This window comes from Nitrosospira briensis (assembly GCF_900115125.1).
GTDB lineage: Bacteria > Pseudomonadota > Gammaproteobacteria > Burkholderiales > Nitrosomonadaceae > Nitrosospira > Nitrosospira briensis_A.
Genome location: NZ_FOVJ01000002.1, coordinates 58,814 through 73,250, shown reverse-complemented (window position 1 = coordinate 73,250; position 14,437 = coordinate 58,814). Strand labels below are relative to the sequence as shown.

Sequence of the window (14,437 nt, the reverse complement as noted above, 5' to 3'; positions counted from 1 at the left end):
ACGATTCCGGGTATTGATTATACCGGCGTCCATCCCCCGCCCAGCGCTTTATAAAGCTGTACGACTGACACAAGATGCAGCCGGCGGGTCGCAGTAAGCGCGAATTCGGCATCGAACAGAGTGCGCTTGGCAAGAAGCACGTCCACGTAGCTCGTAATGCCTCCCTTGTAGCGCAGGTCGGCCACATGTAATGCCGAGCGCAAGGCCTCGACCTGCTCCTCTTGCGCCTTGCGTTGCGCATCAAAGGTACGAACAGCCACGAGAGCGTCCTCAACCTCCTTGAACGCAACCAGGATAGTTTGCTCGTATTGCGCCAATACCTGCCTTGCCTGAGCCTCTACCGCCCGCTGGTCGAATCCCAGGCTCTGTGCGTTCAGCAATGGACCCGCCAGACCAAGCCCGCCCACCCCGAACTCACTGCCGGAGAGCAGCAGTTTTGACAGTGCAGGGCTGGCCACACCCAGAAAACCCGTGATCGTTAGCCTGGGAAAGCGCGCCGCCTTGGTCATCCCGATTCTGGCCGTCGCCGCAGCGAGTGTTTGTTCAGCCTGCAGAATGTCGGGGCGCCGTTGCAGCAGTTCGGAAGGAAGGCCCGCCGGCACCACGGGCGGCATTAGCTGCTCGGTCAGCGCATGGCCTCGCGCGATCGGCACCGGGTTCTTCCCGAGTAGCACGCTCAGCTCATTTTCCTTCTGGACCATCTGCCGTTCGAGTTCCTGGACTCTCGTTGCCGCATTGGCCCGTTCCGCATCGAATTGATCCAGATCGAGACGGGAAATCAACCCGCCCCGTAGTTGCGCGCGTGCGATGGCCACTGATTCTTCCCAAGATGACAGGGCATATCTAGCGATATTCAACTGCATGTCGAATTGCAAAAGATCGAAATAAGACTGCGCTACCGAACTCACCAGTGTGAGCACTACTGCCCTGCGATTTTCCTCGCGGGCCATCAGATCAGCGCGGGCGGCCTCATTGGAGCGGCGAATCCTGCCCCATATGTCCAGTTCCCAGTTCAGAGTGCCCTGACCAAAATAACTGTAAGGCGTAGGAAATCCGCGGATAAGGAACCCGCCTAGCGTACCAAACGCCGGTGCGTTGACATTCGCATCCAGTTTGGGAAGGAAGTCGAAGCGCGCCGTGGCGGCGCGTGCCTCAAGCTCTTCAACACTTGCCACCGCTTGCTTGAGATCCTTGTTTTCAAGCAATGCCTGCTTGATAAGCCGTTGAAGTTCTTCGTCCTGGAGGAGTTCCCACCAGGGAAGATTGGCAATGGACTGTCCTTCCACTTCCGCCATGCGAAATCTTTCGGATGTGTCGACAGGCGGACGGGAATAGTCGGGACCCATTGCACAGGATGCCAGAAACAGGCTGGAAAAAAGCAATGGCAGCCATATCCGCGAGCTGCGCGCTTTCTTATTTAATGGCGCGGCCTTCATGTTGTTCCCTCTTGCAAAGTTCCGGCCGGTTTTTCCGTGCGCTCACGGCTGAGCCAAGTGAAAAACAGCGGGATAAAGATGGTGGCGACAAAAGTTGCAAGCAACATTCCGCCCAGCACGCCGGTGCCCATGGATTGGCGAGCGGCAGCTCCCGCTCCAGTCGCAAACACCAGGGGGAGGATACCCAGAACAAAAGCCATGGAGGTCATTACAATAGGGCGGAAACGCAGTCGGGCAGCCTCGAGGGCGGCCTGTGCCACAGGCATGCCTTCTTTCAGCTTCTGGCTGGCAAATTCCACGATTAAAATGGCATTTTTCGCCGCCAGCCCTATCAAGGTGATCAAGCCCACCTGAAAGTAGATATCGTTCGGCATGCCACGGATAAGCACGGCGAGCAGCGCGCCAACGAGCGCAAAGGGCACAGCCATGATCACGGCTAGCGGCAGTCCCCAGGTTTCGAATTGCGCAGCCAGAATGAGAAACACCATGATGATGGCGAAGCTGAAAGCAAGGATTGCAGCGGAACCCGTTCTTTTTTCCTGGAAGGCCTGTGCTGTCCAGGCGATCTGATAATTGTCCGGCAGGGTTTCCGCGGCAATCTGTTCCACCAGTTCGATCGCATCACCAGAGCTTACTCCGGGTGCACCGCCCCCCATTACCTTGGCGGAAAGCAGACCGTTGTAGCGTTCCAGTTGCTCCGCGCCCACTACCGTACTGATTTTGCTCAATGCAGACATAGGTACCATTGCGCCAGATTGGGAACGTACATAAACTTTGCCCAGGTCCTCCGGATTCATGCGATATTGTGGTTCTGCCTGCAGTTGCACCCGGTAGGTTCGTCCCGCCTTGTTGAAGTCATTGACGTAAAGCGAACCCATCGTACTTTGCAGGGTCGCGTAAACGTCGGCAACGCGCACCCCCTGTGAAATCGCCTTTGCTTCATCCACTTCAATAAAAAATTGTGGCACTGTAGGCCGGAAAAAGGTAGCAATTCCAGCCAGCCGGGGCTCCTGGTTCAATGCATCGATGAGATTGTTCACAACACCGGCCAAGCGCACGGGATCTGAACTGCCTCGGCTCTGCACGTAGACTTCAAAACCTCCTGCCGTGCCGAGACCACGAATCGCAGGCGGATTAAACGCTATCGCAATGCCGTCTGACTGCTGCATCCCGATTCCCATCAGTTTGTTGACGATATCCTCTGCCGTGGCTGTGCGCTCGGACCAATCCTTGAATGGCACAAACATCGTGGCGGCGCTGGTTTTATTTCCTCCGCCAATCAAGTCGAAGCCGTTGACCACGAATTGATGGGATACCGCGGGATCTTCGGCAATGGCAGCCCGTACGGCTTCCGACGTTTTCGTCGTTCGAGCCAGTGTCGCCCCATCCGGCAGAATCGTCGCAGCCACTACATAACCCTGGTCTTCAGGGGGCACAAAGCTGTCCGGGACGATTTTGAGCAGATACACCGCGGTCACGATGATACCAGTGAACACAAACGTTCCGATTACCTTATGGCTCAAGGTCGTGCTCACCATGCGAATGTAGAAGTTTGTGACATGACTGAATCCGCGGTTGAATGCACGGAAGAACGCGGACTCGCCATGCGTATGCTTTAGCAGGATAGCGCATAGTGCGGGCGTCAAGGTCAGCGCCACTATTCCGGAAATGGTAACAGCCACTGCGACTGTGACGGCGAACTGACGGTATAGCTCTCCGGCGATTCCTCCCATGAATGCAACGGGCACAAATACGGCGCAAAGTACCAGCACAATAGCAACGACTGCCCTCGCAACCTGCTCCATGGAGCGGATAGCGGCATTCAGGGGCGAAAGTTTTTCCTCGTCCATCAAACGTTCGATATTCTCCAGCACCACAATCGCGTCATCCACCACGATGCCGATGGACAGTACCATGGCAAACAGCGTCAGCGTGTTGATCGAGAAGCCAAACAGCCAGAGGCCTGCAAAGGTGCCGATCAGGGAGATGGGCACCGCAATGATGGGGATCAGGGTCGCTCGCCAGCTTTGCAAAAAAATATATACGACCAGTATCACCAGGATCATTGCCTCGCCCAGCGTTTTTACCACTTCCCACATCGAAGCCTTGACGAATAGACTGGTATCGTAAGGTACGACATAATCCATGCCTTCCGGAAAGCGCTTCTTCAACTCGTCCATCTTTTCTACAAGTGCGTTTTTGGTATCGAGCGCATTCGCACCCGGTTGCAAAAAGATGGGGATTCCCGCCCCGGGCTTGCCATTCAGTGTCGTACGCACGTCGTAGCTTAACGCGCCCAACTCTATTCTCGCCACATCCTTGAGATAGAGAACGCCCTCGGGCCCGTCGGCACGCAATATGATATTTCCGAATTGCTCAGGTTCCAGCAACCGGCCCTTTGCATTGACCGTGTAAACCAGTTGCTGGTCGGGCGGCGCCGGTTCCTGACCTATTTTACCGGCGGCATATTGCGCGTTTTGTGCGCGGATGGCGGCGGCAATATCTGTTGTGGCCACACCCAGCTGTGCCATGCGGTCTGGACGCAACCAGATGCGCATGGAATAATCCTGGCCGCCGAAAACGATCGCATCACCTACGCCCTTAGTGCGTTTCAGCTCGTCCAGAACATTGAGCGTGGCGTAATTGCTCAGATAAAGAGGATCATACTTTCCTTCCTCCCTGGATATGAGCATGAAGACCATCAGGATGTCGTTGGATCGCTTTTCTATTCTCAGACCCGTCTGCCGGACTTCTTCCGGCAGGCGTGGCAACGCGATATTCACGCGGTTACTTGTATTGAACGTTGCCTGGTCGATATCGGTCCCGACGTCGAAGGTTGCAGTAATAGTCAGCGTGCCGCTGGAGTCGGCGCTGGAGCTGAAGTAAAGAAGATTATCGACGCCGCTCAACTGCTCTTCAATTGGCGCCGCAACCGTTTTTGCCAGTGTATCCGCGCTTGCGCCTGGAAATGTAGCGGTTATCAGGACTGTGGGCGGGGCAATCTGTGGATACTGGGCGATGGGCAATTGCATCGCCGCAGCCAGTCCGGCCAGGACGATGATGATGGATATGACGGATGCAAAAATCGGGCGGGTAATAAAGAACCTGGTCATCGTGACTCCGCTTACGTTTGCTTGTCGGTGGGCTGGGCGGAGAGGGCAGGTGCTTCTTCAGGCGCATGCGGCGACACAAGCGCGCCCGGCCGGAGCTTGATAATGTTATCGACAATAACCCTCTCACCCGCCTTGAGTCCATCGAGAATGACCCAGTCTTTCCCTATCCAGTTGCCCGCCACGACTGGTCGTATTGTTGCTTCGTTTTTGTCATTGACAACATATACCGTCTTGCCCAGATCGGAAGTCTGTACGGCAACCTGCGGGACGAGAAAAACGCCGTCGCGCTCGCCGGTAACGACACGCGCCCGTACGAACTGCCCGGGCAGCAGGCGCCGCTCGCTGTTGTCGAAGGTAGCGCGCAATTGCTGCGTACCCAATTCCGGGTCGATCCGGCTGGCTGCAAAATTCAGTTCGCCTTTTTTCTCGTACTCCGTGCCGTCCCACAGAATCAGCGTCACTTGTTGTACCCTGTTTTCGGTAAGGGGGCCACCAATACGCGCCAGTTCGTTGTCGGAAAGGCTGAAGCTTACCCATATGGGCGATAGCTGGACGATCGTCGTCAGCAAACTGTTATTGGCCTCGACCAGCGCTCCTTCGGAAAACTGACGGCGGCCGGAAATGCCCGTTACCGGCGCCACTACCTTGGTATAGGAGAGGTTGAGCTCGGCATCTTTTACGCGCACTTCTGCCTGCTGCAGGGCCGCGCTCGCGATTGCGTGGTCGGAGACTGCGTTATCGTACTCGCGCTGGCTGACCGCCTGCGTTTCCAGCAGATCGCGCAAGCGGTTTTCTTCGCGTTTGGCCTGTATCACCCGGGCTTTCTGTTCGGCCAGTTGCGCTTTTGCTTGCGCGAGAGCATTTTGATAGGGCACGGGATCAATCAGGAACATCGGTTGGCCAGCCTTCACCTCGCTCCCCTCTTCGTACAGGCGCGAGAGCAGGATGCCGCCAACACGAGGGCGTATTTCCACCTCTTTGGCGCCCTCGGTCTGGGCAACGGCTTCGGCACTGATGGGCACGGTGGTGGGTTGCACTTCGATCACGCTGACGGGAAGCGCCATCGCAGGCTGAGGCTGATCCGCAGTCTGACCGTTTTTGCCGCAGCCACCCAAGGCAATAATTGCAGCAAAGCTTATAATCAGCGCGGGCAGTGTCCTGGAATAGAAACGCGCCAACAGGCCGCCACAGTTATTTTTATAGTGTCCGGCAGCAGACATTGTCAACTCCATGCTGATAAGTGAAAAGAGAAAAACTTGCATACATTCGTGTATGTATGTAATTATATATCAAAGAGCGTAAAGAATTAAAATTTACGAAACTTATGGAACGGTTCGAAAAACAAAGGAAAATGCGGAACGGACCCGCCGACGCCTTATTGAAGCGGCGCGCGAGGTGTTTCTCATGCGGGGGGTGGGCCGTACAACGATGGAACACATTGCCATCCAGGCCGGTGTTACGCGTGGTGCGATCTATTGGCACTTCAGCAATAAAATCGATTTGTTTCAGGCGATGCGTGAACAGGTATTCCTGCCGCTTATCGATCGCATGGATGATACGCTGCTGATCGAAGGCTCGGAAGATGCGCTGACCTGTATAGAAAATTTCTTGTGCGGCACCATTCAGGTGTTGATCGACAGTATCGAAACCCGGCAGGTCTACGAGATCATGATGATCAAGTGCGAATACGTGGATGAATTCGCGACGATCTTGCAACAGGTGCTATCCAACTGTTCCCGTATTGCAGAAAAACTGCAGCTGGTCTATGAACGTGCCAAATTGCAAGAGCAATTGCATGCTTCTCACGACGCTACCCAATTGGCAATGGATACGCATCTCTTCTTTATCGGCCTGTTGCACATGTGGGTGAAAGATACGCGCGGCGACCAGTTTCGCTGGCAGGCCATTGAATTGGTAAAAGCCCACATGAGTTTGCGCCGCCGCGCTTGATCGTAACAGCCCATTCCGCTTGGTTTAAGGCTTTACGCCCACCTTCCGTCCACATTGCTGGCTTCCAGGCTACTGGAGGACCTGCGGCGGTCTAAGAATCGTGTTGAGGCGTTTGTTTTTCCGCGCGCCTGGAACGTTCTGCCCGGATGCCGCTGCTGAACGGGCGCCGCATGAGCGAGCAGCAAGCCGCGTCCCGTACCCCGTCTTACGTGACATGAACTGTCATAGTTGACTAAATCAATCAGGTATCTTATAGTTGACTAAATCAGTCATGTATTGACTGATATTGACTTAATGAATTTATGAGCGATATCTCTATTTCATCGAATGGAAAGCTAAGAGGAGTTTATCATGAGGCTGACGACGAAAGGACGGTTTGCGGTAACGGCGCTGTTGGATCTTGCCATGCAGCACAGCACCAGCCCGGTGACGCTCGCGGAAATTAGCCAGCGCCAGCAAATTTCGCTATCTTATCTTGAGCAATTGTTCGCCAAGTTGCGGCAACGGGGGCTCGTAGATAGCGTTCGAGGTCCGGGAGGAGGCTACTGTCTTGCTAAAGACATGGCACACGTGTCTATTGCCGAGATTATCCTGGCTGTTGATGAGCCAATCGATTCAACCCAGTGCAACGGAAAGGAAAATTGCCACAACGACAAGAAATGCATGACGCATGATTTGTGGGTGAAACTTAACGACCTTATTTTCGACCATCTTGGCGCGGTAACGTTGAAGCAGCTGGTTGATGAACAGAAGGTAAGAAGTGATGAGCAGAAGGTAAGAGAGAATGGCGTAGTGCAGATGCTTGACATGCGCAAGGTCATGCCTGAAAAAGCTGTCCCGGAACGTGAACGCGCCTTGTTTTCGGCTTGACCCCAATCGCGAAACGCTCCACGTCTATCCCGGGCAGGAATAATCGCGAACGATGATTGGAGAATGGCAATGGCAATAACATTAACCGAAAACGCAGCAAAACAGATCCGGAAGCAGCTCGCGAAGCGCGGCAAGGGACTGGCGCTGCGCATCGGCGTTAAAAAGGTAGGCTGCTCGGGGTTTGCGTACACATTCGATTACGCTGACGAAGTTCGCGCAGGCGATCAGATGTTCGAGTCTTATAACGCCAATGTGGTGGTTGATGCCGGCAGTCTGTCGTATGTGAATGGCTCACGCATCGATTTTGTCAGGGAAGGGCTCAACGAGTCCTTCAAATTCGAGAATCCCAACGTCGACAACACCTGCGGCTGCGGTGAAAGCTTCAGCTTGAAAGAACCAGCCGGAGCTTAGCCATGCAAGACTGGAAGGTAGCAAAAAAACAGGAACAAAGGCGAGTAAGGATCAGCGATTCGCAGAGATGATCTTCGGCGTTAACGATATTGGAGCAGCTTATGAGTGCAGTATTACAAAATCTGGTCAATCAGCCTTATAAACACGGTTTCGTCACCGAAATCGAGTCGGATATTGCGCCAAAAGGGCTTAACGAAGATATCATCCAGCTCATTTCCACGAAAAAGGATGAGCCCGCCTGGTTGCTCGAGTTTCGGCTCAAAGCCTACGAGCAATGGCTGAAGATGGAGGAACCGAAGTGGCCGAACGTCAAGTATCCGAAGATTGATTTTCAGGCCATAAGCTATTATGCCGCGCCGAAGCCGAAAAAGAAGCTGAGCAGCATGGATGAGGTCGATCCCGAGTTGCTGCGCACCTTCGAGAAACTCGGTGTGCCCATGCATGAGCGGGCGGCGCTTGCCGGCGTGGCGGTTGACGTCATTTTCGACAGCGTGTCGGTTGCTACGACATATAAGCAGAAGCTTGCCGAGGTGGGTATTATTTTCTGTTCGATTTCGGAAGCCGTTCATAAGTATCCGGATCTGGTGAAGCAGTATCTCGGCACGGTGGTGCCGATCGGCGACAATTATTACGCCGCGCTCAACTCCGCGGTTTTCACGGATGGCACGTTCTGTTTCATTCCAAAGGGCGTCAAATGTCCGATGGACCTGTCCACCTACTTTCGCATCAACACGGAGGAATCGGGACAGTTCGAGCGTACTCTGATCATCGGGGAGGAAGGGTCGTCGGTCTCGTATCTCGAAGGCTGCACCGCACCCAAGTTCGACACCAACCAATTGCACGCAGCCGTGGTCGAGCTCGTGGCCCTGGACAATGCGGACATCAAGTACTCGACGGTGCAGAACTGGTATGCGGGGGATGAGAATGGGCTTGGCGGAATCTACAATTTCGTTACCAAGCGCGGCTTGGCCAAAGGCGTGAATTCACGCATTTCATGGACCCAGGTCGAGACGGGTTCGGCAATTACGTGGAAATATCCTTCATGCATCTTGCAGGGCGAAAACTCGGTTGGGGAATTCTATTCGGTAGCGGTCACCAATCATTACCAGCAGGCGGATACCGGCACCAAAATGGTCCACATCGGAAAAAATACGCGCAGCACCATCGTGAGCAAAGGCATTTCGGCCGGGCATTCCAATAACAGCTACCGCGGACTGGTGCGGATTGCGCCTACCGCGGCCGGGGCACGCAATTATTCGCAATGTGATTCGATGTTGATCGGAGATCAATGCGGTGCCCACACCTTTCCTTACATACAGGTTCGCAACCAGCAGGCGAAGGTCGAGCATGAAGCATCAACATCGAAGATTGGTGAGGATCAATTATTTTATTTTGCCCAGCGCGGCATAGGCAATGAGGAAGCGGTATCGATGATAATTAATGGGTTCTGCAAGGACGTGTTTCAGCAACTGCCTATGGAGTTCGCGGTCGAAGCGACAAAACTGCTTGAATTCAAGCTTGAAGGGAGTGTCGGATGATTCATCAGGACAGCAGAAAGCTGCTCGAAATACGTGGCTTGCGGGCAACTGTAAGCGGCATCGAAATACTCAAGGGCATTGACCTGACGGTTAGAAGCGGTGAAATACACGCGATCATGGGAACGAACGGTTCTGGCAAAAGCACGCTCGCAAAAGTGCTCGCCGGCCATAACGCTTACACGGTAACGGCTGGTTCAGTCGTGTTCGAAGGCAACGATCTGCTTGGTCTCGAGCCCGAAGAGCGCGCGCGTGCCGGCGTATTTCTCGCTTTTCAGTATCCCATAGAAATACCAGGCGTCTCGAATAGTCATTTCCTGCGCCTTGCATACAATACCGTACAGGCACAGCGAGGCAAGGACGAACTTGATCCGCTCGAGTTTGAGGATTTCGTGCGCGAGAAGATGAAACTGCTGGACATGAATCCGGATTTTCTGGATCGCGGCGTGAACGAAGGTTTTTCGGGCGGCGAGAAGAAGCGGAATGAAATATTGCAGATGGCGCTGCTTGAGCCGCGGCTGGCCATTCTCGACGAGACGGACTCCGGCCTTGACATCGACGCGCTCAGAATTGTTACAACTGGCGTAAACAAGCTCGCGACCAGGGACAATGCAATCATATTGGTGACGCACTATCAGCGCATGCTTAATTATATTGTGCCCGATTATGTGCACGTGATGCAGGGGGGGCGGATTATCAAGACTGGCGGCAAAGAACTTGCGCTCGATCTCGAAACGCGGGGCTACGATTGGGTTGGCGCTGAGCGACGTTCCGCGATCGGAGCTTGAGCATGAGCATGGTTACCGGCAACAGCTATCTCGATAGCCTGCTTCAGGGGCAGCCACAACTGCCGCCAAGTCCTCTGGCATGGTTTAATCAGTTGCGCGCAAGCGCCGTTGACCGTGTCGGCACGCTGAAGCTCCCAACCACGCGCGATGAGGATTGGCGCTTTACCGATATTACGCCGCTCGCCAAGCTCTCGTTTCAGCCTGCACGCGTGATATCGACACTGCAAGCCACGGACCTGGAACGTTTTTATCTGGACGAGGCGGCCATCCGGCTCGTATTCGTCGACGGAACTTACATGCCGCAATTTTCCACCCAGCAGGGCAAAGCGGGGGAATCCGGGTTGATAATCACGGATCTTTCGGCTGCTGTCCCGAGGCATGCGGCAGCCATAGAGCCGCATCTCGGTCGTCACGCCGGGTTTGAGGATAATCTGTTCGCCGCGCTCAATACTGCATTCCTGCAACATGGGGCGGTAATCGTTGCGCCGCGAAATGCGGCGGTCGAGGCGCCCGTACATGTGTTGTCCGTTTCTACTCAACCGGGAGCGGCAAGCCATCCCCGTTGCCTTCTGATTGCCGAATCAGGCAGTGCGGTAACAATTGTGGAGGATTACGTTACGCTAGGGCAAGAAGGGGAAGAAGCCTATGTCACCAATGCGGTAACCGAGATCGTGCTGAAAGATAATGCTCAGGTTGATCATGTCCGGATCCAGCGCGATAGTACGCAGGCTTTTCATATTGGGAACTGTGCAGTATCGCTCGCTCGTGCAAGCCGCTACCGATCAGTCAGCGTCGCGCTTGGCGCACGGATTTCACGCTATGATCTGAATGTGCTGCTCGCAGACGAAGGCGCCGAATGCACGGTTGATGGACTGGCATTGATAAGCGGACGGCAACTTGCCGATACCCATACCTGCATAGATCATGCGCGGCCCAGCTGTACAAGCCGGCAGGCACACAAATGTATCGTGGATGGCGCCGGGCACGCGGTATTCAATGGCAAGATCGTAGTCCGTGCGGGAGCCCAGCACACCGATTCCGCACAGTCAAACCGCAGCCTGTTGCTGAACGCGAAGGCGCGCGTCGACACCAAGCCTCAGCTGGAAATATTTGCGGATGATGTAAAGTGCGCGCACGGCGCAACCGTTGGTCAACTCGATAACGAGGAACTGTTTTATCTCGAGAGCCGCGGGTTATCCGGCTTGGCCGCGCGCAATCTGCTGACTTATGCATTCGGTGCTGAAATTATCGACCGCATTCCGGTCGCGTCGCTCAAGCACCGGCTTGAGCAGACTGTGCTCGAACAGACTAAAAGAAACTGACAATGAAGATCATAGATTCCACTTTAAGACCGCAATTCACTTCGACATTCGATGTCGAGCGTATACGCGCCGAGTTTCCGATCCTCAAGCTCCGGATCGACGACAAGCCATTGGTTTACTTGGATAATGCCGCATCGAGTCAGATGCCACAGCCCGTAATCGACCGCCTCGTTCGTTATCAGACGAGCCAGCATGCCAATATAAATCGCGGCGTGCATTATTTATCGGAAACGGCCACGGCAGAATACGAGGAATCACGCCGCAAGCTGCAGCGTTTTATCAATGCGCGCGAAGATAGGGAAGTTATCTTCACCAGCGGCACCACGGATTCGATTAATCTCGTAATGCACGGATACGGCCGCAAATTCATAGGCTCGGGTGACGAAATCATTCTGACCACGCTTGAGCATCACTCCAATATTGTTCCATGGCAAATGCTCGCGGAAGAAAAGGGTGCGACGATACGCGTCGTGCCCATCAATGACGCGGGCGAGCTTCTTGTCGATGAGTATGAGAGCCTTTTTACCGACCGTACGAAATTTGTTGGTGTGCTGCATGTGTCGAACGCGCTGGGCACGATTAATCCAGTCAAACAAATGATCGCGTTCGCCCATGCGCGCGGAGTACCCGTGCTGGTTGATGGCGCTCAGGCCGCGCCGCACATGAATGTGGACGTGCAGGATCTCGACTGCGATTTCTATGCTTTTTCAGGTCACAAGATGTGCGGCCCGACAGGCATAGGCATCCTTTACGGCAAGGCAGAGTTGCTTGAGCGCATGCAGCCGTTCAAAGGCGGCGGCGATATGATTTTGTCCGTGACATTTGAAAGAACGACCTATAATTCCATTCCGCACAAATTTGAGGCCGGTACGCCGCCAATTGCGCCTGCGGTCGGACTCGGCGCCGCAGTCGATTATTTATCCGGGATCGGGATGGATGCAATCGCCGCGTATGAGCTTCAACTCCTCAACTATGCAACGGAGCAAATGCGCGATTTGCCGGACGTGCGTATTATCGGCACCGCTGCTGCGAAAACCGCCGTGTTGTCCTTTGAGGTCAAAGGTGTGCACCCGCACGATATCGGAACGCTTCTGAATCACGAAGGGGTTGCAGTTCGAACCGGTCATCATTGCGTGCAGCCCGTGATGCTGCGCCTTAAGGTGCCTGCAACTACGCGCGCCTCATTTGCGTTTTATAATACGATGTCCGAGGTAGACGCGTTTATCGCGGGCATCAGAACTGTGCAAAAGATTTTTACCTGATGAATAGCAAATCGCTTTATCAAGAAGTCATTCTTGATCACAACAAGAAACCCCGCAACTACGGCACCCTTGATAAGGCAAGCCATCATGCGGTGGGTCATAACCCCCTGTGCGGCGATCACCTCGACATAGCGCTCAATCTCGAAGGCGAACTCATCGATCGAATCGCGTTTCATGGCGAGTCGTGCGCGATCTGCAAGGCGTCCGCCTCAATGATGACCACTGTTGTGAAAGGCAAGACTCGTGAGGACGCCGAAACCTTGATCAAGGAATTCCGCGATATGGCTACCGGCGCGCTCAATCTTGATGCCGAGCATCATTTGGGGCGGCTCACAGTGTTCGCCGGGGTACGCGACCTGCCTACGCGAGTGAAGTGCGCCATTCTGCCGTGGCATACATTGCATGCTGCGCTCAATTCTGTTACCACTACCTCGACTGAAGCCGAGGATGATCCGATGCATGCCGCCATTGGCGATGCGTGAAAGGAGCAGGAAATGCCGAAAATAGCTGAAATAGAAGGCACGCCTAATCGCAATGCCCTGAAATTCGTTCTGAAGGAGCCGTTGACCTGGGGCGTGACACGCTCGTATGACAATGCCGAGCAGGCACAGGATGATCCGCTTGCCGCAGCGCTGTTCGATATTGATCATGTGACCAATGTATTTTACGTCGATCGCTGGATAACGGTCACGCAGGATGGAGGCGCGGACTGGCAGGACCTGGCACGCGAAGTAGCCGACCCGATACGCGCCGCGCCAGCGGCGGATGCACACTCAGCCGCTACCGTTGCAACCGCAACCGCTGAAATTGCGGGGCTGAGCCCCGAGGATCGGCAACGCCTCGAAATCATCAACTCCTTGCTTGACGAGGAAGTGCGTCCCTATCTCCAGAACGACGGTGGCGATCTCCATGTACTCGGCCTGGAAGGAAACAGGCTCAGCGTTCACTACCAGGGGGCCTGCGGGACGTGCCCAAGCTCAATCTCGGGCACGCTGAGGGGTATCCAGAATATGTTGAGGTCGATCGAACCCGATCTCGAGGTTATTGCTGTATAAGCATCAGATTATTTTCCGTCCTGCGTATTCAAGGCCATGACACCCCGACAGGATTTATGGACTTGATCTTTTGCGAGCCCCATGCTCCGTAGAGTATTGTTCATTCCCCATTGATCGGTCATCGTATACTCGTTTGTCCGCATTGCGATGATGATTTTCGGACCCATAATGAAACCATTTGGCACTCCCTGCGCAATAATTCCATGCTCTGGATAAAATCGCTGCACATCATTTTCGTGGTGACCTGGTTCGCTGGATTATTTTATTTGCCGCGCCTGTTTGTCTATCATGCGATGTGTGAAGACCAGCCGGGTATCGAGCGTTTCAAGATAATGGAGCGAAAGCTCTACTATGGGATCATGGCGCCGAGCTTGGTCCTGACCGTCGTCTTCGGCCTATGGCTCTGGCTAGGGTATGGTATTTCTGGCGGCTGGTTGCATGCCAAGCTGGCACTGGTGGTGATGCTGATCGCTTATCACCTGTATTGTGGGAGGCTGCTGGCAGACTTCAAGCATGATCGCAACCGGCGCGGCCATGTTTATTATCGCTGGTTCAATGAAGTTCCGGTGTTGATCCTGATTGGCGTGGTGATACTCGTGGTAGTGAAACCCTGGTAGTGAAATCAGAGTATTGGAACTGTAAGAGCCGCTTTCCTTTTCATCCAGCCAGGCTAAATAAAATTGCAGTCCAAATCA

At 54.3% G+C, this 14,437-nt stretch carries 13 protein-coding genes; 10 read left to right on the top strand and 3 right to left on the bottom strand.

Translation table 11 applies throughout. The features are described from left to right. Nucleotides 1-17: 17 nt before the first annotated feature. The 3 genes from BMZ14_RS05725 to BMZ14_RS05715 are packed head-to-tail and all read right to left on the bottom strand — an operon-like array spanning nt 18 to nt 5,769. Nucleotides 18-1,436: an efflux transporter outer membrane subunit gene (locus tag BMZ14_RS05725; RefSeq protein ID WP_074795723.1), complete on the bottom strand. Its 1,419-nt coding sequence runs from the start codon at nt 1,434-1,436 to the stop codon at nt 18-20. Beyond that, nucleotides 1,433-4,549: an efflux RND transporter permease subunit gene (locus tag BMZ14_RS05720; protein ID WP_074795721.1), complete on the bottom strand. Its 3,117-nt coding sequence runs from the start codon at nt 4,547-4,549 to the stop codon at nt 1,433-1,435. The genes BMZ14_RS05725 and BMZ14_RS05720 overlap by 4 nt, the downstream gene beginning before the upstream one ends. A gap of 11 nt (nt 4,550-4,560) precedes the next feature. Next, the gene (locus BMZ14_RS05715) at nt 4,561-5,769 is read right to left on the bottom strand and encodes an efflux RND transporter periplasmic adaptor subunit (protein ID WP_074795719.1); all 1,209 of its coding nucleotides are present in this window, start codon (nt 5,767-5,769) and stop codon (nt 4,561-4,563) included. Nucleotides 5,770-5,860: 91 nt separating this feature from the next. Between BMZ14_RS05715 and BMZ14_RS05710 the strand changes: the two genes are divergently transcribed. The 10 genes from BMZ14_RS05710 to hemJ all read left to right on the top strand — a co-directional run bounded on the left by BMZ14_RS05710 (nt 5,861) and on the right by hemJ (nt 14,359). Continuing rightward, on the top strand, nt 5,861-6,499 hold the full coding sequence (locus tag BMZ14_RS05710; protein ID WP_074795717.1) for a TetR family transcriptional regulator: 639 nt from the start codon (nt 5,861-5,863) through the stop codon (nt 6,497-6,499). 351 nt (nt 6,500-6,850) lie between these two features. Continuing rightward, nucleotides 6,851-7,369 carry a Fe-S cluster assembly transcriptional regulator IscR gene (gene iscR, locus BMZ14_RS05705; RefSeq protein WP_074795715.1) on the top strand — a complete coding sequence of 173 codons (519 nt, stop codon included), beginning with the start codon at nt 6,851-6,853 and terminating at the stop codon, nt 7,367-7,369. Nucleotides 7,370-7,438: 69 nt separating this feature from the next. Further along, complete coding sequence (locus tag BMZ14_RS05700; protein ID WP_074795713.1) at nt 7,439-7,780, top strand: HesB/IscA family protein; 342 nt, start codon at nt 7,439-7,441, stop codon at nt 7,778-7,780. A gap of 101 nt (nt 7,781-7,881) precedes the next feature. Beyond that, nucleotides 7,882-9,318: a Fe-S cluster assembly protein SufB gene (sufB, locus tag BMZ14_RS05695; RefSeq protein ID WP_074795711.1), complete on the top strand. Its 1,437-nt coding sequence runs from the start codon at nt 7,882-7,884 to the stop codon at nt 9,316-9,318. Continuing rightward, nucleotides 9,315-10,103, top strand: coding sequence for a Fe-S cluster assembly ATPase SufC (sufC, locus tag BMZ14_RS05690; RefSeq protein ID WP_074795709.1), 789 nt, complete (start codon nt 9,315-9,317; stop codon nt 10,101-10,103). The genes sufB and sufC overlap by 4 nt, the downstream gene beginning before the upstream one ends. A 2-nt stretch (nt 10,104-10,105) precedes the next feature. Next, the gene (gene sufD, locus BMZ14_RS05685) at nt 10,106-11,425 is read left to right on the top strand and encodes a Fe-S cluster assembly protein SufD (protein ID WP_074795707.1); all 1,320 of its coding nucleotides are present in this window, start codon (nt 10,106-10,108) and stop codon (nt 11,423-11,425) included. Nucleotides 11,426-11,427: 2 nt separating this feature from the next. After that, nucleotides 11,428-12,687 (top strand): cysteine desulfurase, encoded by a 1,260-nt coding sequence (locus BMZ14_RS05680; protein WP_074795705.1) that lies wholly within the window; start codon nt 11,428-11,430, stop codon nt 12,685-12,687. Next, nucleotides 12,687-13,169 (top strand): Fe-S cluster assembly sulfur transfer protein SufU, encoded by a 483-nt coding sequence (gene sufU, locus BMZ14_RS05675; RefSeq protein ID WP_074795703.1) that lies wholly within the window; start codon nt 12,687-12,689, stop codon nt 13,167-13,169. The genes BMZ14_RS05680 and sufU overlap by 1 nt, the downstream gene beginning before the upstream one ends. 12 nt (nt 13,170-13,181) lie before the next feature. Further along, on the top strand, nt 13,182-13,742 hold the full coding sequence (locus BMZ14_RS05670; RefSeq protein WP_074795701.1) for a NifU family protein: 561 nt from the start codon (nt 13,182-13,184) through the stop codon (nt 13,740-13,742). A 203-nt stretch (nt 13,743-13,945) separates the two neighbouring features. Beyond that, the gene (gene hemJ / locus BMZ14_RS05660) at nt 13,946-14,359 is read left to right on the top strand and encodes a protoporphyrinogen oxidase HemJ (protein ID WP_074795697.1); all 414 of its coding nucleotides are present in this window, start codon (nt 13,946-13,948) and stop codon (nt 14,357-14,359) included. The last annotated feature ends 78 nt before the right edge of the window (nt 14,360-14,437 follow it).